General features: G+C 68.6%; 19 protein-coding genes and 2 pseudogenes. 7 read left to right on the forward strand and 14 right to left on the reverse strand.

Annotated elements, in window-relative coordinates; genetic code table 11:
- From ADBZ5U_RS03950 to ADBZ5U_RS03960, 3 genes and pseudogenes are all read left to right on the forward strand, one after another.
- Window positions 1–809, forward strand: a pseudogene (locus ADBZ5U_RS03950) (hypothetical protein); the annotation flags it as partial.
- A 151-nt stretch (window positions 810–960) separates the two neighbouring features.
- Window positions 961–2199, forward strand: coding sequence for an LGFP repeat-containing protein (locus ADBZ5U_RS03955; protein ID WP_526262590.1), 1239 nt, complete (start codon window positions 961–963; stop codon window positions 2197–2199).
- Window positions 2200–2248: 49 nt separating this feature from the next.
- Entirely contained in the window at window positions 2249–2515 is a 267-nt protein-coding gene (locus ADBZ5U_RS03960; RefSeq protein WP_526262592.1) for a hypothetical protein, read from the forward strand.
- Between the two features lie 60 nt (window positions 2516–2575).
- Here the strand turns inward: ADBZ5U_RS03960 and ADBZ5U_RS03965 are convergent, their stop codons facing one another.
- The 4 genes from ADBZ5U_RS03965 to aspS all read right to left on the reverse strand — a co-directional run bounded on the left by ADBZ5U_RS03965 (window position 2576) and on the right by aspS (window position 9284).
- On the reverse strand, window positions 2576–5473 hold the full coding sequence (locus tag ADBZ5U_RS03965) for an MMPL/RND family transporter (protein WP_526262594.1): 2898 nt from the start codon (window positions 5471–5473) through the stop codon (window positions 2576–2578).
- Window positions 5470–5898, reverse strand: a complete 429-nt coding sequence (locus ADBZ5U_RS03970) for an MmpS family transport accessory protein (RefSeq protein ID WP_526262626.1) — start codon at window positions 5896–5898, stop codon at window positions 5470–5472. The genes ADBZ5U_RS03965 and ADBZ5U_RS03970 overlap by 4 nt, the downstream gene beginning before the upstream one ends.
- A 238-nt stretch (window positions 5899–6136) precedes the next feature.
- On the reverse strand, window positions 6137–7480 hold the full coding sequence (locus ADBZ5U_RS03975) for a hypothetical protein (protein WP_526262596.1): 1344 nt from the start codon (window positions 7478–7480) through the stop codon (window positions 6137–6139).
- On the reverse strand, window positions 7461–9284 hold the full coding sequence (aspS, locus tag ADBZ5U_RS03980; RefSeq protein WP_526262598.1) for an aspartate--tRNA ligase: 1824 nt from the start codon (window positions 9282–9284) through the stop codon (window positions 7461–7463). The genes ADBZ5U_RS03975 and aspS overlap by 20 nt, the downstream gene beginning before the upstream one ends.
- A gap of 161 nt (window positions 9285–9445) precedes the next feature.
- Between aspS and ypfJ the strand changes: the two genes are divergently transcribed.
- On the forward strand, window positions 9446–10318 hold the full coding sequence (gene ypfJ, locus ADBZ5U_RS03985) for a KPN_02809 family neutral zinc metallopeptidase (protein WP_526262600.1): 873 nt from the start codon (window positions 9446–9448) through the stop codon (window positions 10316–10318).
- Window positions 10319–10327: 9 nt separating this feature from the next.
- On the opposite strand, the gene ADBZ5U_RS03990 is transcribed toward ypfJ, so the two are convergent.
- The 4 genes from ADBZ5U_RS03990 to ADBZ5U_RS04005 all read right to left on the reverse strand — a co-directional run bounded on the left by ADBZ5U_RS03990 (window position 10328) and on the right by ADBZ5U_RS04005 (window position 13432).
- Window positions 10328–10870, reverse strand: a complete 543-nt coding sequence (locus tag ADBZ5U_RS03990; protein ID WP_526262602.1) for an Rv2576c family protein — start codon at window positions 10868–10870, stop codon at window positions 10328–10330.
- Between the two features lie 67 nt (window positions 10871–10937).
- Window positions 10938–11393, reverse strand: a complete 456-nt coding sequence (locus ADBZ5U_RS03995) for a hypothetical protein (protein ID WP_526262604.1) — start codon at window positions 11391–11393, stop codon at window positions 10938–10940.
- Window positions 11394–11478: 85 nt separating this feature from the next.
- Window positions 11479–12738, reverse strand: a complete 1260-nt coding sequence (gene hisS / locus ADBZ5U_RS04000) for a histidine--tRNA ligase (RefSeq protein WP_526262606.1) — start codon at window positions 12736–12738, stop codon at window positions 11479–11481.
- Between the two features lie 28 nt (window positions 12739–12766).
- Complete coding sequence (locus ADBZ5U_RS04005) at window positions 12767–13432, reverse strand: MBL fold metallo-hydrolase (RefSeq protein ID WP_526262608.1); 666 nt, start codon at window positions 13430–13432, stop codon at window positions 12767–12769.
- A 122-nt stretch (window positions 13433–13554) separates the two neighbouring features.
- Between ADBZ5U_RS04005 and ADBZ5U_RS04010 the strand changes: the two genes are divergently transcribed.
- Complete coding sequence (locus ADBZ5U_RS04010) at window positions 13555–14442, forward strand: peptidylprolyl isomerase (RefSeq protein ID WP_526262610.1); 888 nt, start codon at window positions 13555–13557, stop codon at window positions 14440–14442.
- A 34-nt stretch (window positions 14443–14476) separates the two neighbouring features.
- Here ADBZ5U_RS04010 and ADBZ5U_RS04015 read toward each other — a convergent pair whose 3' ends face one another.
- Window positions 14477–15385, reverse strand: coding sequence for a universal stress protein (locus ADBZ5U_RS04015; protein ID WP_526262612.1), 909 nt, complete (start codon window positions 15383–15385; stop codon window positions 14477–14479).
- Window positions 15386–15501: 116 nt separating this feature from the next.
- Between ADBZ5U_RS04015 and ADBZ5U_RS04020 the strand changes: the two genes are divergently transcribed.
- Window positions 15502–17025 carry an amino acid permease gene (locus ADBZ5U_RS04020; RefSeq protein WP_526262614.1) on the forward strand — a complete coding sequence of 508 codons (1524 nt, stop codon included), beginning with the start codon at window positions 15502–15504 and terminating at the stop codon, window positions 17023–17025.
- A 15-nt stretch (window positions 17026–17040) separates the two neighbouring features.
- Here ADBZ5U_RS04020 and ADBZ5U_RS04025 read toward each other — a convergent pair whose 3' ends face one another.
- Window positions 17041–18954 carry a primary-amine oxidase gene (locus tag ADBZ5U_RS04025; RefSeq protein ID WP_526262616.1) on the reverse strand — a complete coding sequence of 638 codons (1914 nt, stop codon included), beginning with the start codon at window positions 18952–18954 and terminating at the stop codon, window positions 17041–17043.
- Between the two features lie 116 nt (window positions 18955–19070).
- Here ADBZ5U_RS04025 and ADBZ5U_RS04030 point away from each other — a divergent pair, with 116 nt between their 5' ends.
- Window positions 19071–20540 carry a biotin carboxylase gene (locus ADBZ5U_RS04030; RefSeq protein ID WP_526262618.1) on the forward strand — a complete coding sequence of 490 codons (1470 nt, stop codon included), beginning with the start codon at window positions 19071–19073 and terminating at the stop codon, window positions 20538–20540.
- 7 nt (window positions 20541–20547) lie between these two features.
- Here the strand turns inward: ADBZ5U_RS04030 and ADBZ5U_RS04035 are convergent, their stop codons facing one another.
- The 4 genes and pseudogenes from ADBZ5U_RS04035 to ADBZ5U_RS04050 form a co-directional block, all read right to left on the reverse strand.
- Window positions 20548–21834, reverse strand: coding sequence for a serine hydrolase domain-containing protein (locus ADBZ5U_RS04035; RefSeq protein ID WP_526262620.1), 1287 nt, complete (start codon window positions 21832–21834; stop codon window positions 20548–20550).
- Window positions 21835–22007: 173 nt separating this feature from the next.
- Entirely contained in the window at window positions 22008–24362 is a 2355-nt protein-coding gene (locus tag ADBZ5U_RS04040; protein WP_526262622.1) for a RelA/SpoT family protein, read from the reverse strand.
- 32 nt (window positions 24363–24394) lie between these two features.
- Window positions 24395–24931, reverse strand: a complete 537-nt coding sequence (locus ADBZ5U_RS04045; RefSeq protein ID WP_526262624.1) for an adenine phosphoribosyltransferase — start codon at window positions 24929–24931, stop codon at window positions 24395–24397.
- A gap of 72 nt (window positions 24932–25003) precedes the next feature.
- Window positions 25004–25291, reverse strand: a pseudogene (locus ADBZ5U_RS04050) (ABC transporter substrate-binding protein); the annotation flags it as partial.

Consider the following 25291-nt stretch of genomic DNA (forward strand, 5'->3'; position numbering starts at 1 on the left):
AGATCGTCGAGAAGCCCAACATCGTCGAGAAGGTCATCGAGCGCCCCGTCGACCGGGTCGTCGAGAAGATCGTCGAGAAGCCCAACATCGTCGAGAAGGTCATCGAGCGCCCCGTCGACCGCGTCGTCGAGAAGATCGTCGAGAAGCCCAACATCGTCGAAAAGGTCATCGAGAAGACGGTCGACCGGGTCGTCGAAAAGGTCGTCGAGCGGCCGAACATCGTCGAAAAGGTCGTCGACCGCCAGGTCGACCGGGTCGTCGAGAAGGTCGTCGAGCGGCCCCGGATCGTGGAGAAGGTCATCGACCGGCCCGTCGAGAAGGTCCTGGAGAAGTTCGTCACCAGCCCGGTGCTCGTGGAGAAGGTCATCGAGCGTGAGGTCGAGTACGTCCAGGAGGTGATCGTCGAGAAGCCGGTCGAGACCCGGATCGAGAAGATCGTCGAGAAGCCGGTCTACATCGAGGTCGAGAAGATCGTCGAGAAGCCGGTCGAGCGGATCGTCGAGGTCGTCGTCGAGAAGCCGGTGATCGTCCAGCGGTTCGTGGAGAAGGAAGTCCAGCGGGTCGTCGACCACGGCACCGAGGAGATCCACGTCACCCGGCACACCATGGGCAGGGCCTCCGAGGTCGAGGCCCAGTACATCGAGCGGGGCACCCGCGAGGTGGAGTGGGTGGAGCGCGCCACGGGCGAGCACCCCGACGATGACATCGTCGGCGACGAGTCCGGGGTGTTTCGCGCCGGCGAGGCCTACATCGCTGACCCCAGCGATCCGCGCTACCGGAAGGATGATCCTCGGCACGGTCGGAGCTGACGCGTCGGCACCGAGCACGGCATGACGTCGGGGCGGTCGAACCCCTCCCGCCCCGGCGTCATCCAACTGTTCGGGAGACGCATCCAACGCCAAAGCAATACAGTTTCACCCAACCAAATACCCACAAGGGAAACACTGAAGGAGTTATGAAGTGACACCAATTGTGTCGCCGCGTCGCGGCGCCTCGCTCGCGATGGGCGGGATCTTCCTGGTCGCCGGCGCCATGCTGGCCACCCCGAGCATCGCGTTCGCCGAACCCTCGAGTGACGCGGTGAGCGCCATCAACGAGAAGGGCACCAGCTTCGCCGCCGAGTTCCCGTGGTTCGGCTCTGCCGCTGGTGAAGCAGTGGACGTCGCTGGCGGCGCCATGCGGGAGTACGAAGGCGGCGTCGTCTACTACTCGAAGGACACCGGCGCCCAAGTGATGCACGGCGCCATCCTCGACCGCTACAAGGCCCTCGGCGGGCCCGACTCGAGCGGTCTGGGCTTCCCGAAGAACGACGAGAGCGACACCGGTGACGGAACGGGCCGCTTCAACGACTTCTCCACTCCCGAGGGCGCCTCGATCTACTGGAACCCGCAGCAGGGCGCTTCGGTGGTCAAGGGCAAGGTGCTGGAAGCCTGGCGCCAGTCCGGCGGCATCACCGGTCCCTTCGGCTACCCGACCGCTGACGTGTCCGACATCGGCGGCGTTCAGACGGGCAAGTTCGTCGGTCCCGATGGCACTGAGATCCAGTGGTCCAAGGCGGCCGGCCTGGCGACCATCCCGGCTGCGTTGGCCGGCAAGATTCCCGGCTTCGGTGTGGAAGGGACCACTTCAGTGAGTAAACCAAGTGTCACGGCTCCGTCGTCGTCGGTGGCGAAGAAGGCTCCGACGGCTCCGACGGAGGAGAAGAAGGGCGGATTCAAGTGGTGGTGGCTGATCCCGATCCTGGGTCTGCTGGGCCTGCTGGCCTTCCTGCCGCGCCTGTTCCGCAAGCCGGTTGCGGTCGAGCCGGCTCGGGTCGCACCGCGTCCGGTTCCGGAGGTCAAGAAGGTCGTCACGCCCCCGCCGGCCCCGCGTCCGGCACCGCCGGCGCCCAAGCCGGTCGTGAAGGCTCCGCCCCCGCCGCCGCCGGCGCCCAAGCCGGTCGTGAAGGCTCCGCCCCCGCCGCCGCCGGCCCCCAAGCCGGTCGTCCGTCCGGTTGAGCACATCCGCGAGGAGGTCCGCGAGGTCAAGGCGGAAATCCACCAGGCCGTTCACCACGAGCCGGAGACGGTCATCCACTACGAGACCAACACTCCGACGGAGACCTCCATCAGGGTCACCTACGAGAACAATGCGGTCGGCGATCACATGGAGAGCCGGGCCGACAAGAGCGACCTCACTCCTGACAACCTGCAGGACTGACAACTTCAGCCGCTGAAGGCGGTCGTAACCACAACAAGGAGAGAAAGACATGGAACTGCTACTCGGTGCCCTGGGCGGTCTGCTCGGCGGTAACGCGGCCGGTGCGGGCAAGAACAGCCTCGGCGTAGGCGGTAACAGCGCTACCGGTGCGCTGGGCGGTCTCCTCGGAGGCGGCCTGGCGGGCAACCTGATCGGCGGCGGCGGTGGCGACATCGCCCACATCCTGGGCGGGCTGGGTGGCGGCGGTATCACCGGCGCTATCCTGACCGCTGTCGTCGGCGCTGTCATGAAGGGCCGCAACAAGACCGGGAACTGATCGGTCTTACTGGGACGAAACACCCGGTACGGAGCTCCCCGCTCCGTACCGGGTGTTTCGTTATGTGACGAAACTATGCACCGTCTGCGGTTCCTCGGTAGTCGGCTTCGGCCAGGGCCGCGGAAGCGGGCGCTGACGCACAACCTGCGGCCACCAGAACCAGCGGCCCAGGAGAGCGGCGATCGACGGCGTCATGAACGACCGGATCACCAGGGTGTCGAACAACAGACCCAAACCGATGGTGGTGCCGACCTGAGCGAGGATCTTCAGCTCGCTGAATCCCATCACCGCCATCGTCAGTGCGAAGACCAGGCCCGCCGAGGTGACCACCGAACCGGTGCCGGCCATCGACCTGATGATGCCGGTCCGCAGCCCGGCGTGGATTTCCTCCCTGAACCGCGACACCAGCAGCAGGTTGTAGTCCGAGCCGACCGCCAACAGGATGATGACCGACATCGCCAGCACCATCCAGTGCAGCGGATGACCGAGGACGTGCTGCCAGATCAGGATGGAAAGCCCGAACGAGGTGCCCAGCGACACCAGCACGGTGCCGACGATCACCGCGGCGGCCACCACGCTGCGGGTCAGGATCAGCATGATGACGAAGATGAGGCTGAGGGCGGCGACGCCGGCGATCAACAGGTCGTAGTTGGCACCCTCCTGCATGTCCTTGTAACTGGTCGCGGTTCCGGCCAGATAGATTCGGGAACCCTCCAGCGGCGTGCCCTTGATCGCCTCGAAGGCGGCGTTCTTGATGGTGTCGACGCGGGTGAGGCCCTCCGGCGACATCGGGTCGCCCTCGTGGGAGATGATGAACCGCACCGCCTTTCCGTCCGGGGAAAGGAACATCTTCATCCCGCGTTTGAAGTCGGGGTTTTCGAAGACCTCCGGCGGCAGATAGAACGTGTCGTCGTTATTGGCCTTGTCGAAGGCCTTCCCCATCGCGTTCTGGTTGTCCTGCAGCTCGGCCATCTGGTCGTACATCCCGGACTGCGTGCTCTGCATGGTCAGCTGCATGGTCTTCATGGATTGCATGATGGCGATCATCGGCGGCATCAGCGTGCGCAACTGGGTGGTCAGGCTGTCGAGTTGGTCCAGGCTGGGCAGCAGCACCTGGACGTCGTCGGTCATGGCGTCCATGCCGTCGAGGGTGTCGAACACCGAACGGATCGCCCAGCAGACCGGGATTTCGAAACAGTGCGGCTCCCAGTAGAAGTAGTTGCGCACGGGCCGGAAGAAGTCGTCGAAGTCGGCGATGTGGTCGCGGAGTTCCTTGAGGTCTTCGAAGGTCAGGTGCATCTTGCCGACCATCGAGTGGGTGACCTCGTTGAGCTCGCCCATCAGGTCGTACATCTTCTGCATGTTGTCGATGCTGGCCTGCATTTCGTCGCCCATCCGCAGCATGTCGTCCATCCGGTCCTGCAGATAGGACATATTGAGTTGCTGGAGGGTGCCCTGCATGCCCAGCATGAACGGGATGGAGCTGTGCTCGACCGGCGTCCCGAGGGGGCGGGTGATGGTCTGGACGCGACCGACTCCGGGTTGGTGGAACATCGCCTTGGCGACCCGGTCGATCACCAGGAAGTCCGCCGAGTTCCGCATGTCGTGGTCGCTTTCCAGCATCAGCAGTTCCGGGCTGAGGCGGGCGGCCGGGAAGTGCCGCTCCGCGGCGGCGAACCCCTCCGCGGCGGGAATGTCGGCCGGCAGGTAGTGCCGGTCGTTGTAGTCGGTGCGGTACCCGGGCAGCGCCAGCAACCCCACCAGACACAGCGCCAGCGTCCCGGCCAGAATCGGGCCGGGCCACCGCACGACGCCGGTGCCCACCCGCCGCCAGAACCGGATCCGCATGGCACGCCTGGGTTCCAGTGCGTGCAGGAAGCCGGCGACGGTGACCACCGCCGGTCCCAGCGTGAGGGCCGCGGCCACCACCACGAGCATCCCGATGAACAGCGGCATCCCCAGCGACTGGAACGTGGGCAGCCGGGTGAAGTGCAGGCAGGCCATCGCTCCGGCGATCGTCAGACCGGACCCGAGGATCACGTGCGCGGTCCCGCGGAACATCTCGTAGTAGGCGGCCTCCCGGTCTTCGCCCCTGGCCCTGGCCTCCTGGTAGCGCCCGAACAGGAAGATCACGTAATCGGTGCCGGCGGCGATGGCCATCATGGTCAGAAGATTCACCGCGAAGGTGGACAGCCCGATCAGGTGGTGATGGCCGGAGAAGGCGACCACGCCGCGGGCGACGGCCACACCCAGGAACACCATCAGCAACGCCAGGACGACCGTCACCAGCGACCGGTAGACGAGCAACAGCATCAGCGTGATGACACCGAAGGAGAGCATGGTGATCAGGCGCAGGCTGCGGTCCCCGGCGATGTGGGTGTCGGCGATGAGAGCCGACGGCCCGGTGACGTAGGTCTTGACACCGGCCGGGGGCGGCACGCTCTCGACGATCTTCTTGGCCGCCTCCACCGACTCGTTGGCCAGACCCTCCCCCATGTTGCCGGCCAGATACACCTGGACGTAGACCGCTCTGCCGTCGGCGCTCTGCGAACCGGCCGCGGTCAGCGGGTCGCTCCAGAAGTCCTGCACGTGCTCGACGTGCCCGGTGTCGGCGTTGAGTCTGGCGACGATCTCGTCGTAGTACCGGTGGGCCGCCTCCCCCAGCGGCTCATCGCCCTCGAGGACGATCATCACCGAGGTGTTGGAGTCGAATTCCTGGAACGTCTTGCCTATCCGGTTCATCGCGATGGTCGACGGTGCGTCCGCGGCGGCCATCGGCACCGACCGTTCCTGGCCGACGACCTCGATCTGGGGCACCGCGACATTGGTGTACGCCGTCAGCGCCAGCCAGCCCAGGATGATCGGCACCGCCAGCACCCGGATCAGGTGGGCGACGAGCGGCCGCCTCCGTCCGGGTGGCTCTGCGGCCGCGTGCCGGGATCCCGACAGCGTGATCATCCGGACTTGACGATGCAGAAGGTCTGGGCGGCAACGCCGTTCGACCAGCGCTCATCCTTGACCACGCCGTCCACCGTGATCCGGCATCCGATGGAGTCGCTGTAGCCCTGCGCGACGATGTTGCCCGCCGCGGCGGGCGCGGTGGTGGTCAGGCTGAGCGACCACGGCAGGGTCGCGTCCCGTTCGATCTGCGGATCGGCGTCCAGGTCGAGGTAGTTGATGGTGGCCGTCGCCCCCGGCGGCCCGAACACCTCGTAGACCACCGTCTTGGGGTTGAACGGCTCCGGATCGTTGGCGAGCCCACTGCCCGGGCGGGTGGTCTCGGTCTTACCGAACACCCCGTGCAGGCGGTTCACGGTGAACGCCGCCAGTGCCACCACCACGAGGATCACCAGAGGCATCCAGGCCTTGCGGACGAGCCGCATCAGCCAGTAGCCCAGGGTCCGGCGGCGGCGTTTCCCCCTGGCCTTCGCGATGGCGGCCTTCTCCTTCGCGGCGACCCTGGCGCGGCGCTTCTCCCGCCGACTGGGCTTCGGTTGCTCGACCGCCGCGTCCGCACCCGATGGTGCGTGCTCCTGATCGCGCCGCTGGGATCCCGCAACCGTCATCGCTACATAGTAGGACGACGCTACCTAGCGGGACTAACCAGTCGGCGATGGTTCATCACGGGATGGCCCCGGACAACCCGAAGTCGGCCAGCGCTTCGACCACCAGCGCGGTCAGCGCCTGCCGGGTGTTGATCCCTCCCACCCGCCAGCCCGACACGGCCAGGAACACCCGCCCGTGCACCCGCCCGGAGGCCACGTACAGCGTCCCGCCCAGCCGGTCGAGAATGTCCGGGGTTATCCGGGACTCCATCTGCCGCGTCCAGAAGAATTCCGCGTCGGAGCCGTCCGGCCGGTTGACGGCCGGATCGAGAACGCCCCAGTTCGAGCAGCCCACCGGCGAACCGGAGCCCAGCGCCATCCCCTCCAGCTTGCGCGCGAGTCGCTGCGGCACCAGCGGCGTCAGGGGAAGCGGGCCGAGCAGTTCGGATCGGGTCCGGCCGAGTTGCTCGAGGTTCCGCTTGATCTCGGCCCGCACGCCGGCCAGGCTCTGGGTGACGCCGGCCGGGTCGACGGTCAGCGTGATGGCGGTCAGCGCGTTGGCCCGGGTGTCGCCCTCGGTGCGCTCGCTGACCGGGAAGTTCAGCTTGACCCGGCCGTGCTCGTCGGTCCGGCCGGCGAGCTGGCCGAGCCGGGCCGCGATGCCGGCGAACAGTGAATTGCTCGTTCCACCGAGTTCCTCCACGCGGCTGTCCCACTGGGTTTCGTCAACGAAGACCGCCAATCCCGGAATCGTCACGGGCTCAGAGCCGCGCAGGTTTTCCGGCGGTGCCGAGCGCGCCGCCGACGTGCTGAGCTCGTCTCTGCTCCCGCGCGCCAGCCGGATCATCGCCATCACGGCTCGGCCGATCTCGGGCAGCGCGCGCAGGGTCTGCCGGGCGTCGCGCCGCGCAGCCTGCCGTCGGGTGCAGGCGTTCGGCGGCGGGTAGCCGAGATCTTCGACGATGCCGTCGGCGGCCCGGGCGACCGACAGGGTCCCCGCCAGGCCGTCGCAGACGGTGTGCGAGGCGACCAGGGTCACCGCCGCGCCGCCGCCGCTCAGCGGCTGTACGGCGAGCCGCCAGGGCGGGCCGTGTTCCGGGTCGACGGAGACGCCCAGTTGACCGTCCAGCCATGCCGCAACCTGGTCGCGGGGTATCTCGGTGCGCGCCAGGTCGACATCGGCCGGCGGCGCCCAGGACACCCAGCGGTGCCGGCCGAAGGGCACGGCCGCGCGCTCGATGCGCCGCCCGAGCAGCCCCCGCCCGAGGTTGCGCTGGAATCGGCGCAGTCCCTCGAGGTCGACGGGGTGTTCGTAGATCCAGGCCAGTTGGAGCAGCGGCCCGCGGCCGAGGGCCCGCAACCCGAGGAACGCCGCCTGGTCGATGTAGGCCAGGGTGTTGTCAGGATCGACGGTCGTCATCTGCGGACTCGGGCTTGTGGTCCATCCCCGACTCCTTGCGCTGCCGGGCGGTGATCGGCGCCGGAGCGTCGGTCAGCGGGTCGACGCCGCCGCCGGACTTGGGGAAGGCGATGACGTCGCGGATGGAATCCGCGCCGAACAACAGTGCGGTGATGCGATCCCAGCCGAAGGCGATGCCGCCGTGCGGGGGCGCCCCGAAAGTGAAGGCCTCCAACAGGAATCCGAATTTCTCGTCGGCCTCGCGCCCGTCGATGCCCATCACGGCGAACACCTGCTCCTGGACATCGCGGCGGTGGATGCGGATCGAGCCGCCGCCGATCTCGTGGCCGTTGCAGACGATGTCGTAGGCGTCGGCCAGAACGGCGCCCGGGTCGGTGCCGATCGCGTCCCGGTGTTCCGGCTTCGGCGCGGTGAAGGCGTGGTGCACGGCGGTCCAGGCGCCGGAACCGACGGCGACGTCCCCGGAGGCGGTGGCCTCACCGGCCGGCTCGAACAACGGCGGGTCCACGATCCAGACGAACGCCCAGGCGTCGTCATCGACCATATCCAGCCGCCGGGCGATCTCACCGCGTGCGGCGCCCAGCAGGGCCCGTGACGCCTTGGCCGGGCCGGCCGAGAAGAACACGCAGTCACCGGGTTCGGCGCCGACGCGTTCGGCCAGGCCGTCCCGCTCGGCGTCGGACAGGTTCTTGGCCACCGGCCCGCCCAGGGTGCCGTCGTCGCCGACGAGCACATAGGCAAGGCCCTTGTGGCCGCGCTGTTTGGCCCATTCCTGCCAGCCGTCCAGGGTGCGCCGCGGTTGGGACGCCCCGCCGGGCATCACCACCGCACCGACGTAGGGAGCCTGGAATACCCGGAACGGGGTGTCTTGGAAGTACTCGGTGCACTCGACCAGTTCGAGGCCGAACCGCAGGTCCGGTTTGTCGGATCCGAAGCGGCGCATCGCGTCGGCGTAGCTCATTCTCGGGATCGGCCGGGGCAGGTCGTAGCCGATCAGCTTCCACAGCGCGGCCAGGATCTCCTCGGCGACTTCGATGACATCGTCGGCGTCGACGAAGCTCATCTCCACATCGAGTTGGGTGAACTCCGGCTGGCGGTCGGCGCGGAAGTCCTCATCGCGGTAACAGCGGGCGATCTGGTAGTAGCGCTCCATCCCGCCGACCATCAGCAGCTGCTTGAACAACTGGGGGCTCTGCGGAAGCGCATAGAAACTGCCGGGTTGCAGGCGGGCCGGCACCAGGAAGTCCCGGGCCCCTTCCGGCGTCGACCGGGTCAGCGTGGGGGTCTCGATCTCGACGAAGTCACGTCCGGCAAGCACCGACCTGGCGGCGGCGTTGACCCGGGAGCGCAGCCGCAGCGCCTCGCCGGTGCCGCCGTCTCGGCGCATGTCCAGGTAGCGGTGCTTCAGCCGGGCTTCCTCGCCGGCCGGCTCGTCCAGCTGGAACGGCAGCGCGGCGCTCTCCCCCAACACGGTCAGCGAGGTCGCGTTGACCTCGATCTCGCCGGTGGGGATGTCGGCGTTGGCGTTGCCCTCCGGGCGGATCTCGACGACACCCTCGACCGCGACGCAGAACTCGGCGCGTAACCGGTGCGCCTGATGGAGCACATCGGCCTCGCGGAAGACCACCTGTGCCACGCCTGGCCCATTTCCCGCGTCGCTTCGCTCCCGCCCGCCGGCGCCGTCGCGCAAGTCGATGAAGATCACTCCCCCGTGGTCGCGGCGTCGCGCCACCCAGCCGGCCAGGACGACCTTGTGCCCGGCGTCGGAAGCCCGCAACGAGCCGGCGGCATGGGTGCGCAGCACAGTTCTCCCCTGGGTCGTGGAGTGGGAATCACATGAATCGAACGCTCAGTCTAGGAGGTGGGCAGTCCGGCTCTCGACCGAGCCACCGGTGCCTGCCGCTGTGGCAAACTGGACCCCGGCAAGCGCCCGGCCCATCGGGTGGTACTCACTGAGGAGCGGCCATGACCTTCAACGAAGGCATGCGGATCGACACCAGCACCACCCGCAGCAGCGGGGGGGCCGGGCGTGGCATCGCGGTCGGCGGCGGCGTCGGTGGCCTGGCGATCATGCTGCTGGCGATTTTCCTCGGCGTCGATCCCGGCCCGGCGCTGCAGCAGCCGATGGGCCCCAGTCAGTCCCAGCCCGGATTCGACCTGGCGCAGTGCAAGACCGGAGCCGACGCCAACAAGTTCGCCGAGTGCCGGGTGGTGGCCACCGGCAACTCCCTGGACGGGATCTGGTCGCAACTGCTGCCGGGCTACCAGCGGCCCAAGACCCGGTTGTTCACGGGCAACGTCCAGACCGGCTGCGGCGCGGCCAGCAGTGACATGGGACCGTTCTACTGCCCGGCCGACCAGACCGCCTACTTCGACGTCGACTTCTTCAACGTCCTCAAGAGCGAGTACGGCGCCAGCGGAGGTCCGCTGGCCCAGGAGTACGTGGTGGCCCACGAATTCGGCCACCACGTCCAGAACCTGACCGGCGATCTGAGCCGCTCCCAGAAGGGCGCCAAGGGCGCCACCGGCGGGGGCGTGCGCTCGGAACTGCAGGCCGATTGCTACGCGGGGGTGTGGGCGCACTTCGCGGCCATCACCAAGCAGCCCGGCACCGATGTCACCTATCTTGAGCCGTTGAGCGACAAGGACATTGCCGACGCACTGTCCGCGGCGGCCGCGGTGGGCGACGACCGGATCCAGAAGCAGGCCACCGGACGGGTCAACCCGGAGAGCTGGACCCACGGCTCGTCGGCTCAGCGGCAGAAATGGTTCACCGTGGGGTACCGGACCGGTGACCCCAACAAGTGCGACACCTTCAGCGCACGCGACCTCGGCTAGCGCCGGCGGTCACCAGGGCCGCAGGGCGCACCGCACGCCGCTGCCGCCCTGCTGGGACACCACGACCTTGCCGTCGACGGCGATCTCGCAGCGGAACTCGGGGTTCACCCGCAGGCCGCCGCTGGCGCTGACGAAGGCCCACTCGGTCGGGTCGTTGAGGTTGGCCTGGAAAGTCCACGGCGCTCCGGGACCCACCGTGGTCCGGGCCATCGGCATGAACTCGGGCTTGTTGGCAGCGGCCCGGTCCGGCGGGTCACCGGTCACGTAGTAGATGTTGGCGGTCAGGGCGCTGGTTGTCGTGACGGTGTAGGTCACCTGATGCGCCCCGGCCGGTGCCGTCGGCGCCGTGCTGGTGGCGGGCGCCGTGCTGGTGGCGGGCGCCGTGCTGGTGGCGGGCGCCGCGCTGGTGGCGGGCGCCGTGCTGGTGGTGGGCGCCGTGCTGGTGGTGGGCGCCGGGGGGGGCGTCGGGTCCGCCGGATCGGCGCCCGCCGACGAGGCGGTTGCGATGCCCAGCGCAGCCAATGCCGCCGCCGTGACTCTCAGATGTCGCATACCGCGGGTATCGGCGCCGCGCACCCTCGTGTTACCGGGTCGCTTACCGGGTCGCTTACCGGGTCGCTCAGCCCGCGTCGCGCAGGGCGCCGGTGGTCCGCCGGGTCGCCCCGGCCGGATCGGGCATCGCCCCGAACAACTCGATGGCGGAGCCCACCGCGGCGTCGACGAAGCCCGCCAGGTCCGTGGCGGCACCCGCCTGACAGCGTCCGTGGGCCGTCACACCCATCAGCAGCGGGTCGGAGGAATCGTGGGTCACCGCCTCCAGCGGAGAGGCGCCGGCATTCCAGCGGGAGAGCAGTCCATTCAGGTGCTCCCGCAGGCTGGCCGGGTAGTACCGGTCGGGGGTGATGTTGACGAGCACGGCGTCCCGGGCCGCGCCGCCCACCTCCAGGTGCACGTTGAGCCGGCCCCGACTGGCGCCGCCGACGAAGTCCACGAGGTAGAAGTACTCGTCGTCGTGGTGGCCCCGGAAGTACCGCACACCGCGGGCGCGCAGGTAGTCCTCGATCAGCCGGTTCATACCCGGATCAACGGGTTCCGGCCACCCGCCGGTTCCCCGCCCACCCTAAGAAATCACTGAGGTTTACCTGGAATTCGCTCCGCCGTCACCGAAGTCGCGAGAGAACCTCGTGAACGACGGCATCAGCCGGGACGTCGACCTGCTCGCCGGTGGAGAGGTCCTTGACCCCGACGGTGCCGGCCTCGATGTCGCGGTCGCCGGCGATCAGGGCGACCCGCGCGCCGGACCGGTCGGCGGCCCGCATCGCCCCCTTCACGCCGCGGTCGCCGTAGGCCAGGTCCGAGCGCACTCCGGCCGCCCGCAGCGCCCCCGCCAGTCGCGCCAACTCGAGTTTGGCCGCCTCCCCCAGTGGCACCGCGTACACGTCGCAGCGGCTGTGCACGCCCGCCGGTCTGCCCTCGGCGCGCAGTGCCAGCATGGTGCGGTCGACCCCGAGCCCGAACCCGATGCCCGAGAGGTCCTGGCCGCCGAGTCGGGCCATCAGTCCGTCGTAGCGCCCGCCGCCGCCGATGCCGGACTGTGCGCCCAGCCCGTCGTGGACGAACTCGAAGGTCGTCTTGGTGTAGTAGTCCAGCCCGCGCACCAGGCGGGGGTTGATGACGTAGGGCACCGCCAGGGCGTCCAGGTGCGCCAGCACGGTGTCGAAGTGCTGCTTGGCGGCGCCGGAGAGATGGTCGAGCATCACCGGCGCATCGGCGGTGAGTTCGCGGATGTGCGGACGCTTGTCGTCGAGCACCCGAAGTGGGTTCAGTTCCGCACGCGCCCGGGTCGCCTCATCGAGATCGAGCCGAAAGAGGAACTGCTGCAACAATTCCCGATACTGCGGGCGGCAAGTGTCATCACCCAGCGAGGTGATCTCCAACCGGAAGCCGGCCAGTCCCAGCGAGCGGAAGCCGGCGTCGGCGATCGCTATCACCTCGGCGTCCAGAGCGGGGTCGTCGACGCCGATGGCCTCCACCCCGACCTGCTGAAGCTGCCGGTAGCGGCCGGCTTGCGGTCGTTCGTAGCGGAAGAACGGACCGGCGTAGCAGAGCTTGACCGGCAGCGCACCGCGGTCGAGGCCGTGCTCGATCACCGCCCGCACCACCCCGGCGGTTCCCTCCGGGCGCAGCGTGACCGACCGGTCACCGCGGTCGGCGAAGCTGTACATCTCCTTGGAGACCACGTCGGTGGACTCCCCGACTCCGCGGGCGAACAGCGCGGTGTCTTCGAATACCGGCAACTCGACATCGCCGTACCCGGCCATCCGGGCCGCGGCCAGCAGGCCGTCGCGCACGGCGACGAACTCCGCGGACTCCGGCGGCAGATAGTCGGGTACCCCCTTGGGCGCCTGGAAGTCGCTCACCGGGCCGCCCCGGCGGGGTGGAATCGGATCACAGCGTCAGGCCCTCGAGGAAGGGGTTGCTGACCCGCTCCGACCCGATGGTGGAGACGGGGCCGTGGCCGGGCAGGACCTTGGTGTCGTCGTCGAGCACCAGAAGCTTGTTCAGGATCGAGCCCAGCAGGTCCCGGCCGCTTCCGCCGGGCAGGTCGGTGCGGCCGACGGACTGCTTGAACAGCGTGTCGCCGGTGAAGGCCAGCCCGCCGTTGTCCCCGGGGGTGCGGAACACCACCGACCCGCGGGTGTGTCCCGGGGTGTGGTCGACGGTGACCGGGATGCCGCCCAGGTCGATGATCTGGCCGTCGTGGTCGAGTTCGACCACCTGCCGAGGTTCCCGGAACAGCACCCCGAAAGCCATCTGCGCCATCCGCGGGCCGAACCCGCGGATCGGGTCGGTCAGCATGTGTCGGTCCTCCGGGTGGATGAACACCGGGCAGCCGAAGGTGTCGGCCACTTTCTGCGCCGACCAGAGATGGTCGATGTGGCCGTGGGTCAGCAGAACCCCGGCCGGGGTCAGCCTGTTCTCGTCCAGAATGCGCCGCAACGGCCCGAACGCCCGCTGGCCCGGGTCGACGATGACCGCGTCGGATCCCTGACGCTGGGCCAGCACGTAGCAGTTGCACGCCAACATGCCGGCCGGAAACCCGGTGAGCAACACGGCGACCAGTGTCCCACCCCGCCGCGGGGGTGGGTCGCAGAACCCCGTTCACAGATCGTGCTGGCACACTCGGGGGCGCGGCGCAACGCCCCGACGACCCGGAAAACGGAGGACCTGCAGCAGTGCCCACCAACGCAGAACGACGCGAAATGGCCAAGCAGAAACTCGAGCAGCAGCTTGATCAGCGGGCCCGGCAGGCCCGCCGCGGGCGCATCATGACCGTTGTCGCGGCCATGCTGACGCTGGCGGCCGGAGCGGCGGCCATCGCCTTTTTCGTGACCAAGGGCGACAGGCAACAGCCCTCGGTGGCGGCCGGCACCTCGACCCCGGCCCCCGCCCAGCCCGGGAAACCGACCGAGTTGGTGCGCGGCGGCAAGGACCAGCTGCCGGCATTCAAGGCGCCGGCCGATCTGGGCGCCAACTGCCGGTACCCCGCGGCCGGTGAGAAGTCCAGGGACGTCGCGCCGCCCAATGGCGGCAAGGTGCCCACCGACCCGGCGACGGTCAGCGTCTCGATGTCCACCGATCAGGGCAATCTCGGGCTGATCCTCAACAACGCCGAGGCGCCCTGCACCGTCAACAGCTTCGCCAGCCTGGCCCAGAAGGGCTATTTCGACAACACCGTCTGCCACCGCCTGACCACCGCGCCCGGTCTGGGCGTTCTGCAGTGCGGCGACGCCACCGCGACCGGTTCCGGCGGGCCCGGCTACTCGTTCCCCAACGAGTACCCGACCAACCAGTACCCGAAAGACGATCCGGCGCTGAAGAAGCCGGTGCTCTACCCCCGCGGGTCGCTGGCCATGGCCAACGCCGGACCCGACACCAACGGAAGCCAGTTCTTCCTGGTCTACAAGGACTCCCAACTGCCACCGAACTACACCGTGTTCGGCACCATCGACTCCACCGGACTGGCCACGCTGGACAAGATCGCCGCGGCCGGCGTGGCGGGCGGCGGGCAGGACGGCAAGCCGGCCACCGAGGTGAAGGTCAAGTCGGTCCTGCTGGACTGAGGGCGCCGGGGCGATCGGCGAAACCGCCTGGGGCTCAAGCGATCCCGGCTGCGGTTTCGGCCGAGATCCCGGGGTGCAGGACCGCGACCGGGCAGCTGGCGTGAGCCAGCACCTTCTGGCTCACCGATCCCATGATGAGCCCGGCGAATCCGCCGGACCCGCGGCTGCCGACCACCAGCAGTTCCGCGCCGACCGCCTCCGACAGCAGCACCTCGGCGGGCCGGCCGGTCCCGGCCACGAATGACACCGGCACGTCCGCGAACGAGCCGGCGGTGACGATCACCGGCGAGTGGAAGGCGCTGGTGTCCGAACCGGGCGTGGCGTTCTCCGGGTCGATCCGTTCGGTCTCGGGCTCGCCGCGACCGGGTTCCACGCTGACCGCCACCACCCCGCACCCGATGGCCTCGGCATGCCGGAAGGCGAACGCCGCCGCGCGGTTCGAGGCCGGCGACCCGTCGTATCCCAGGACGACCTGCCCGGGGTTTCCCCGGTAATCCTCGAACCCTTCGATTCGGACGCCGCTCTCGGCGCCCGAGTGCACGACCACGACCGGGCACTGCGCGTAGGGCGCCACGTGCATCGCGGTGGAGCCCAGCAGCAGGCCGCGGAAACCCTCGACGCCGCGGGACCCGAGCACCAGCAGGTCGGCGTTCTCCCCGGCCGCCAGCAGCGACTGCACCGGGGCATCGGGCATCTGCAGCGCCCGGATCTGCACACCGGGCTCCGCGGCGCGGGCCACCGCAACCGCGTCGGCCAGCACCCCGGTGGGCTCGCCGATCAGCGTCGGCTGCGCCTCGGCGTCGGGACGGGCGTGCAGGACGGTCAACGGCAGGCCGTAGGCCACGGCGGTGGCGGCCGCCCACCGCAGCGCGGCGACCCCGTGTTCGGACCCGTCGGTCCCCACCACGACACCACTTTCGGCCGCTTCGACTGCCTCGGTCATGAGCCCTCTCCTCTGCCGGCGCCGGTTCATTGCGAAGCAAAACACCCATCCGGGTCACCGTGTCAGCGGTAACGTACTCCAGAGCGTCAATTCCAGGGAACCCGGCGGGGGCAGCAATGACCGAGGCACACCAGTTGCATCACGCGCCGGAAGCCGACCTGGAGGACAAGGGCCTGTCGCGGAACTCGATCGGCGTGCTGGGCAGCGTCATCCTGGGGATCTCGTCGGTCGCGCCGGCCTACGCACTGACCGCGACCATCGGCATCCTGGTGAGCCAGACCGGCCACAAGATGGCCGTGGTGATCATCGCCGGCTTCCTGCCGATGTTCTTCGCCGCCTACGCCTACCGGGAGCTGAACAAGGTGATGCCGGACTGCGGCACCTCGTTCACCTGGACCAGCAAGGCCTTCGGCCCGTACGTCGGCTGGTTGGGGGGCTGGGCGGCCGTGCTGGCGACGGCCATCGTGCTGTCCAACCTGGCCGGGGTGGCCGTGGAGTTCTTCTACCAGTTCCTCGGCGATCTGTTCAGAAACGACCGGCTCGGCAGCCTGTGGGAGTCGACCTGGGTCAACGTAGCGACCTGCATCGCCTTCCTGGCCGTCGCGACCTGGGTCGCCTATCGCGGCATCACCACCACCGAGAGGGTGCAGTTCGTCCTGGTCGGTTTCCAGCTGGCCACGCTGGCCGCCTTCGCCGTGACGGCGATCGTCAAGTCCGGTTCGGCGCCCACCGGCATCCCGTTCTCCTGGGACTGGTTCAGCCCCGCCGGGCTGACGGTGTCGGCGTTCGTGGCCGGGTTGTCCGGGTCGATCTTCGCGTTCTGGGGCTGGGACACCTGCCTGACGGTCAACGAGGAGTCCAAGGGGTCGGACAAGACACCGGGCCGGGCGGCACTGCTGTGCGTGCTGTCGATCCTGCTGACCTACCTGATCGTGGCCACCGCCAGCCAGATGTACGCCGGGGTCGGCGAGGAAGGTCTGGGACTGGGCAACACCGAGAACTCCAGCAACGTCTTCGGCTCACTGGCCGAACCGGTCCTCGGCAGCCCGTGGCACCTGCTGCTGTATCTGGCGGTGCTCGCCTCCAGCACGGCCAGCCTGATCACCACATTCCTGCCGTCGTCGCGAACCATGCTGGGCATGGCGACCTACAAGGCCCTGCCGCCCCGGTTCGCGGCGATCCACCCGCGCTACCTGACCCCGTCCTACGCCACGGTCACCGCCGGCGTGGTGGCCGGGCTGTTCTACACGGTGCTGCACGTGTTCAGCAAGAACGCGTTGATGGACACCATCTACGCGCTGGGCATCATGATCTGCTTCTACTACGGCCTGACCGCCTTCGCCTGCATCTGGTACTTCCGCCACGAGTTGTTCGCCGATCTCAACAGCTTCGTCTTCAAGCTGCTCTTCCCGCTACTGGGCGGCCTGGGGCTGTTCGCCGTCCTGATCGTCACGCTGCGCGACAGCGCCTCACCGGATTACGGCAGCGGCGCAAGCGTTTTCGGCGTCGGGTTGGTACTGATCCTCGGCCTGGGCCTGATCGCCCTGGGCCTGGTTCTGATGCTGGCCTGGCGCGCGGTTTCACCGGCTTTCTTCCGCGGCGAGACGCTTCACAAAGACGCGGCCGTGCTGGTCGACTAGGTCCGCGGGCCGGCCTCAGCCGCCGTGGCACGCTCCCCCGCCGCCCTTGGCGGTGGGCGCCGCGTCGATCGACGGATTGCGGTCGAAGAAGCCGGAGGGCTTGAGCCAGAACGACACCGTGTCGACGGACATGATGGGCCACTCCTCCACCCGGGTGATGTGGTGGATGCCGAACACGTACCAGAGCACCACGTCGGTGTTCACCAGCGGCGCGTCGTCCTTGATCCACTCGGTCATCCCGGAGTCGAACTCGGACTGAGCCGGGTACGCGCCGGCCGGCCAGCGCTCGTCGGCACTGTTGCTGGTCACCCACAGGGTGTGGCCGATCACCGGCGCCCGGAGGTACTGGACCGTCGACGGGTCCATCATCGGGGGGAAGCACGCCCCGGGCACCAGTTTGTAGGAGACGTCGGTGCCGTGCCTGTTGGTCTTGTTCGGATTGACCACCTTCCAGCTGCGCTGGGTCGACCAGTCGAAGTCCCGGGCGGCCTGCGCCTCGGACACGATGGGGGTGGATTCGGTGACCAGGGCCAGGCCGTAGGGGTTGTCCGCGGAGACCGGCGGGGCGACGGAGTCGACCTCCAGCACGGTGTTCTCCTCACCGTCGACGTCCAGATCCAGCCGGGCCACCAGGAAGTGCTGGTGGTAGGGGGCGTAGGAGTTGGTGTCCACGACGGTTCCGTAGGGCGGCGGCGTCGCACCCTCCGGGAACGGCGTGGTGACCATGATGCCGGTCGCCCGGATCTCGCACTCGATGTTGCCGTCCTGGTAGAGCCGCCAGTAGATGAGGTACTCGTAGTTGGCCACGGTGGCGTGGCAGGAGACGACCATCCGGCGTTGCCGGCGCACCTCGGCCCCGAACTTGTGGTCGACGTGCTTCCAGAGCACGGCGTTGTCCTCCTCGTGGAGGCAGATCGCGTTCTTGACGGTGTAGGGCTCCCCCTTGGTGTCGGCCAGTGTCGCGTCGAGGTAGACGATCTCGCCCAGGCAGTCGCAGCCCAACTCCAACGACGTCGTCATCGATCCCAGGCCCCACTCACCGATGTCGTAGGCCGTCCTGCGGTAGTGGTCGAAGCTGGGGTCGCGGTAGGGAACCACCATCTCGGCCAGCGAAATCCGGTATGCCACATCACGTTTCGTGCCGTTGTCATCGAAGCTCAGCTGGTAGATCACCGGGCCTTCCCGATAGTTGAAGCCCAGCCTCATCGTCCAGTTCTGCCACTTCAGCTCCGAGCCGTCGAGGGTGAACGACGTGCCCTCGGGCTGGGTGATGTACAGCGGCTTGAGGTCGGTGCGCACCGCGGTCCCCCGAACCGACGGCACATATTCGCAGTCCACCTCGGGCCGGCCGTGGTCGTGATCGCGTTCGATCTCCAGAAGTTCGTGGGTGTTCACGTCCACCAACAACTTCAGGCCGGACACCGGGTGGCCGTAGGGGTTGCCCTCCGGGGTGGCCCGGGCCCACAGGTCGCACCAGCCCAGCCGGCGGTCGCGGTACTTCTCCGGCATCAGGGCCTTGGCGTAGGTCCAGGTGTCGATCAGGATCAGGTCCATGTCGGTGAAACCGCGCTCGGCCAGGGCGGCGACGACGTCGGGATGCCGGCGCATGGCCGCGTCGATCTCGTAGAACTCGTCGAGGGTGAAGTTGGGCTGCACGCCGGGAATGTGCTCGAACGAGACCACGGCGCCCGCGGTCAGGTCGACGGTGGCTTCGTAGGTCTTGTTCTCGCCGCGGTCCAGCAGCACCGCGAAGGACGTCCGTGGCACCGGGTCGCCGGGTCGCCAGGCCTTGACCCGACTCTTCTCCGGCTCCTTGAGTTCGATGGAGGTGAACCTCCACCCGTCGGTCACCCTGCCGTCTCGCCGCAGGATCTCGGCGGTCCGCCTGAACTCCTCCGACGACAGCGAGTCAAGCGGGTGTCGTGTCATGAAGCCCTCCTCGTTCACAGTGCAGTCAACCGTTTGAACCCCACCGGTGTCTGCGGCATGGGAGAATCCGCACGGCCAGTACGGTCAATTCGAACCCGCCAGGACCCGGTATCCCAGTGATCACAGACGTTTTCCGCTCCCGCGGACTCAAGGGCATCCCGGAGATCCGCACGTTCTTTCGGACCAACGAGCAGCCTATCTTCTTCGTCGGTCCGACGGCGTTCAATCTGCTCGGGATCGACCGGTGGGTCCGCGGATTCGAGTACATCGTCTACCACGATTCGTGGGATTCGGGACATCCGCGGGTGTTCACCCCCAAAGCCAAGCCGTACGTGGAGTTCACCAGCTCCGAGCAAATCAACAACTATCTGCTGCGCGATCCGGAGGTGCAGCGTCATATCGAAGGGCGCTGCGCGGCAACCGGTTTGCGGCCGATGATCGCGATGGTCTTCTTCGACGAGGAGACCGAGCGGATCTGCCGCGAACTGGACTACTGCCTTATTCTGCCGCCGGACTCGCTGCGGCGGCACCTGGACTCCAAGATCGTCACCACCCGGCTCGGGGAGGAGGCCGGGGCCCCGTCGGTGCCCAACGTGCTGGCCCGCGCCGACGACTACCGCGAACTCAGCGAACTGAGCGTCGGCGCCGGACTGGGCACCGACCTCGTGGTTCAGACGCCCTACGGCGATTCCGGAAAGACGACCTTCTTCATCACCTGCCAGGCCGATTGGGATCGCGACAGCCAGAACATGATCGGGCAGGACCTGAAGATCATGAAACGGATCAACAATCGGGCGGTGGCGGTGGAAGCGGTCAACACCGAACACGGGACCGTGGTGGGGCCGTTCATGACCGACCTCACCGGCTACCCGGAACTGACCCCGTACCGCGGGGGCTGGTGCGGCAACGACCTTTTCCCCGGAGCGCTCTCCGAGGCGCACCGCAACACCGCGATCCAGCACGTGCGGCGCCTCGGCGACCGGCTACGCCAGGAGGGGTACAAGGGGTTCTTCGAAGTCGACGTCCTGGTGGACCTCGACTCCGACAACGTCTACCTCGGTGAGTTGAACCCCCGCATCTCGGGCGTGTCCTCCATGACCAACGTCACCGCGGGCGCCTACGCCGACATTCCGCTGTTCCTGTTCCACCTGCTGGAGTTCATGGACATCGACTACGAGGTCGACATCGACGAGATCAACGAGCGCTGGCGGGATCTGGCCGCCGTGGACGTGTGGGCGCAGTTGGTCATGAAGGAACCCGGTGACGCCGTCGAGCGGATCCTGGCCGCGCCGGTGACCGGGCGCTACCGGCTGGACGAGGACGGCGCGCTGAACTTCCTCGGCGTCGCCAACGACTGGCACGACGTGACCCACGGGGACGAGTGCTTCTTCCTGCGCGTCTACGGACCCGGGGACTACCGGTTCAAGGGAGCCGACCTCGGCATTCTGGTCACCAAGGGCCGGATGCAGACCGATGACGGGCTCACCCGGCGCTGCCGGAGCTACATCGACGGCATCCGCGCGATCTACGTCAGCGAGCCGCTGCCCAGTCCCCCGGCCGTGTACCCGATCGGGTTCGTCAAGTAGCCGCCGGTCAGCCCTGGCCGCGATCGCGGGCCTTGACCACACCGATCGGCCCGGTCAAGGGGCCCGGACCGCCGCCGGCGCCCGGCAGGCCGGCCAGGTGGCGGCCGGCGGCGGCGAAGGCGCGCAGGGTGTCCAGCAGATAGGCCGGGGTCTGGGCGGCCGGCCAGGACGACAACTTGACCGACACCGTCCTGGTGGCCCTGTCGACGACGACCATCTGGCCGTGGATGCCCAGGCACACCTGGAGGTCGCCGAGCGGACCCGGCACGTACCAGAACTGGTTGCGGTACCAGCCACCGGGCAGCGTCGCCTCGGAGTCCGACGAGGCGAACGCCCCCCGGATGTCTGGGTCGATGGTGCGTGACTGCGCCAGCCACCTGGCGGGCACCACCGCTGTCCCGGCCGCGAAGCCGTCATCCAGAAGCATCTGCCCGAACCTGGCGATGTCGCGCGCCGTCGCCGACATCCCGCCGTCGTGAATCGCCGAACCCACTCCGTCGCAAGTGATCTCGGCGTCGAACTCGGCGCCGATCGGCTGCCAGATCAGATCGGAGATCAGATCGGCCATCCGCACGCCGGATGCGCGCTCGCAGACCCAGCCGAGCATGTCGGTGTCCGCCGACCGGTACACGAACGAACCGCCGTGCGGGCCGACGGCGCTCATCGAGGCCAGGAAGGCGTACATGCCGCCGATGTAGCCGGGGCTCAACCCCGGGCGCCAACCCATATGGCGTTCCATCTCGCGGACTTCGGAATGGGGGTTGGTGTACTCCTCGCGGAACAGCACGCCGGTGCGCATGTCCAGCAGGTCGCGCGTGCTCGCCCCGCTGTAACCGGTCCCGGTTATCTCGGGCACGTAGAGGTCGATGGGCTGACTCGGATCGAGCAGACCCCGGTTCACGAGTATCCCGGCCACGCAGCCCACGAGCGACTTCGTCACCGACATCAGCAGGTGCACCGAATCCGCGGCCATCCCGTTGCGGTAGCCCTCCAGAACGATGCGGCCGTCGTGGACGACCACCACGGCGTCGGTCCAGGTCTCGTCGATCAACTCGGCCAGGGTCGACATGCGGCCGTCGATCCGGCCGACGGTGATCCCCCCCGGATCGAGTGGGATGTCGTGGTAGGCCGGCGGCCGCACGGGCGCGGGGCCGCGCGAAATCCGCTGCGTCGGTATCAATTCCCGCAGATGCCGAAACGACCAGCGGTTGAACGGGGGGTCCTGCCAGTTCAGCAGCGTGACACGTGACGCCGGGTCGGAGGGGAACCCGGTCATCATCGGCACCTCGGGCATGGGCCTCACCCTACCGCCAGGCTGCGCGCGTCCGCCTCGTCCCTCGGCGGCATCGTCAGGCCGCCCACACCCGACTGCGGCCCTCCTCCTCCGCCTCGTCCCTCGGCGGCATCGTCAGGCCGCCCACACCCGACTGCGGCCCTCCTCCTCCGCCTCGTCCCTCGGCGGCATCGTCAGGCCGCGGACGTCACCCGGTAGACGTCGTAGACGCCCTCCACGTTGCGCACCGCGTTCAGCAGGTGGCCCAGATGTTTGGGGTCGCCCATCTCGAAGGTGAAGCGGCTGATGGCCACCCGCTCATCGGAGGTGGTGACCGACGCCGAGAGGATGTTGACCTTCTCGTCGGCCAGCACCCGGGTGACGTCGGAGAGCAACCGGTGCCGGTCGAGTGCCTCGACCTGGATGGCGACCAGGAACACCGACGTCGGCGACGGCGCCCACAGCACGTCGATGATGCGTTCGCACTGGGTTCGGAGGTCGCCGGCGTTCGTGCAGTCGGTGCGGTGCACGCTGACCCCGCCCCCGCGGGTGACGAATCCCATGATGTTGTCGCCGGGAACCGGCGTGCAGCACTTGGCCAGCTTGGTCAGCGTCCCCGGCGCTCCCGGTACGGCCACACCGGTGTCGTCGTTGCTGCGGTGCCGCACCGGCATGGTGGCCGGGGTGGACCGCTCGGCCAACTCGTCCTCGGCGTCGTCGGCGCCGCCGAGTTGCGCCAGCAGTCGCTGCACCACGTGCCGGGGCGAGACGTGACCCTCGCCGACCGCGGTGTAGAGCGCCGAGACGTCCGCGTAGCGCAGTTCGGAGGCCAGCGCCCCCATCGTCTCGCCGCTGACCAGACGCTGCAGCGGCAGGCCGCCGCGGCGCACTTCCCTGGCGATGGCGTCCTTGCCGGCCTCGAGGGCCTCCTCCCGGCGCTCCTTGGCGAACCACTGCCGGATCTTGGCCTTGGCCCGGGGTGACACCACGAAGCCCTGCCAGTCCCGCGACGGTCCGGCGTTAGGCGCCTTGGAGGTGAAAACCTCCACCACTTCGCCGTTTTCGAGTTTGCGCTCCAGTGCCACCAACCGGCCGTTCACCCGCGCGCCGATACAGCGGTGGCCGACCTCGGTGTGCACCGCGTAGGCGAAGTCCACCGGTGTGGAACCGGCCGGCAGGGTGATCACATCCCCCTTGGGGGTGAACACGAAGATCTCCTGCACCGCGAGGTCGTAGCGCAGCGACTCCAGGAACTCGCCGGGGTCGGCGGCCTCCCGCTGCCAGTCGAGCAGTTGGCGCATCCAGGCCATATCGTCGACCTCGGCCGCCGCATGAGGATGCGGAACACCGTTGCGCCCCTTGGCTTCCTTGTACCGCCAGTGCGCGGCGATCCCGTATTCGGCGGTGCGGTGCATGTCCCGGGTGCGGATCTGCACCTCCAGCGGTTTGCCCTCCGAGCCCACCACGGTGGTGTGCAGCGACTGGTAGACCCCGAAGCGCGGCTGGGCGATGTAGTCCTTGAACCGGCCCGGCATCGGCTGCCACAGCGAGTGCACCACGCCGACCGCGGCGTAGCAGTCGCGGATCTCGTCACACAGGATCCGGACGCCCACCAGGTCGTGGATGTCGTCGAAGTCGCGGCCTTTGACGATCATCTTCTGGTAGATCGACCAGTAGTGCTTGGGCCTGCCCTCGACGATGGCGTTGATCTTCATCGCAGCCAGCGCGGCGCCGATCTCGGTGCGCACCTTGGCGAGATAGGTCTCCCGGGACGGCGCGCGGTCAGCGACCAGTCGGACGATCTCGTCGTACCGCTTCGGGTGCAGGATCGCGAAGGACAGGTCCTCCAGTTCCCATTTGACGGTGGCCATTCCAAGCCGGTGAGCAAGCGGGGCAATGACTTCCAGCGTTTCGGTCGCCTTGCGCACCTGCTTCTCCGGCGGCAGGAACCGCATCGTGCGCATGTTGTGCAGCCGATCGGCGACCTTGATCACCAGCACCCGGGGGTCGCGGGCCATGGCGATGATCATCTTGCGGATGGTTTCGCCCTCGGCCGCGGTGCCCAGGACGACCTTGTCCAGCTTCGTCACGCCGTCGACCAGGTGCCCCACCTCTTCACCGAAGTCGGCGGTGAGGGCCTCCAGGGTGTAGCCGGTGTCCTCGACGGTGTCGTGCAGCAGCGCGGCGACCAGGGTGGTGGTGTCCATCCCCAGCTCGGCCAGGATGTTGGCCACCGCCAGCGGATGGGTGATGTAGGGGTCACCGGATCGGCGCAACTGGTCGGCGTGCTTGATGTCGGCGACCTCATAGGCCCGCTGCAGGATCACCAGGTCGGCTTTCGGGTGGATTTCCCGGTGCACCGCGATCAGCGGCTCCAGCACCGGGTTGACGGCGCCGCGCCCCGCCGTCATCCGGCGTGCCAGGCGGGCCCGCACCCGCCGGGAGGCGCTGGCCGCCTTGGGCGCGATCGAGGGCGCGGCCCCGGGAGAGGGCTCGGGGCGGGGCTCAGACAGCTCGGCGGTCGCGGGCCCGCCAGGTTCGTCCGTCATGCTCACCTCCGTCGCTGCCGAGGATATCGCCTTTACAGCAGTTGCAGGCTGTGCACCGGCAGCGGTGCCAGCCGACCGCGACCGCCCAGGGCGGCCAGTTCCATCACCACCGCGGCCGCGGTCACCTCCGCGCCTGCCGTGCGGAGCAGATCATGGGCGGCGGCAACCGTTCCGCCGGTGGCCAGCACGTCGTCGATGACGGCGACCCGCCGGCCGGCCAGCGCGATGCCCTCGGCGGGGATTTCCAGGGTGGCGGTGCCGTATTCGAGGCTGTAGGTGCGGCTGTGCAGCGGCGGCGGCAGCTTCCCGCCCTTGCGGACGGCCAGTACCCCGACCCCGAGCCGGTGGGCCACCGCCCCGCCCAGCAGAAAGCCGCGAGCGTCGATGCCGGCGATCAGATCGGCCCCCTCGACCAGCCGCGCCAGGGCATCGGTGACCAGCGCGAAGCCCCGGTCGTCGGCCAGCACCGGGGTCAGGTCCCGGAACAGCACGCCGGATTCGGGGAAGTCCGGCACCACCCGGGTCAGCGCGGTGATGATGTCGCCGACGTCCCCGCTCGCTGCGCTCACGGCTCCCCTGCCCGATGGTCCCCGCTCGCTGCGCTCACGGCTCCCCTGCCCGATGGTCCCCGCTCGCTGCGCTCACGGCTCCAGCCGCCAGCGGTCCATGTTCCAGCCGGCACCCCACTTGGTCGGGTTGGGCGCCACCCCGAACATCCGCTCGGAGGAGATGACGGTGCGCTGCTGGCGGTACAGCGGCAGGGTCGGGACGTCGGTCCACAGCAGAGGCGCGGCGTCCCCGATCAGGCGCGCCTGTTCCTTCGGGTCGGTGGTGACCGCAAGTGCAGCGATGATGCCGTCGATCTCCGGGTTGGCGTAGTTGGGCAGGTTGTTGCCGTTGCCCGAGTGCAGGGTGTACGCGTCCATGGC

This window comes from Mycobacterium sp., assembly GCF_040398885.1.
GTDB lineage: Bacteria > Actinomycetota > Actinomycetes > Mycobacteriales > Mycobacteriaceae > Mycobacterium.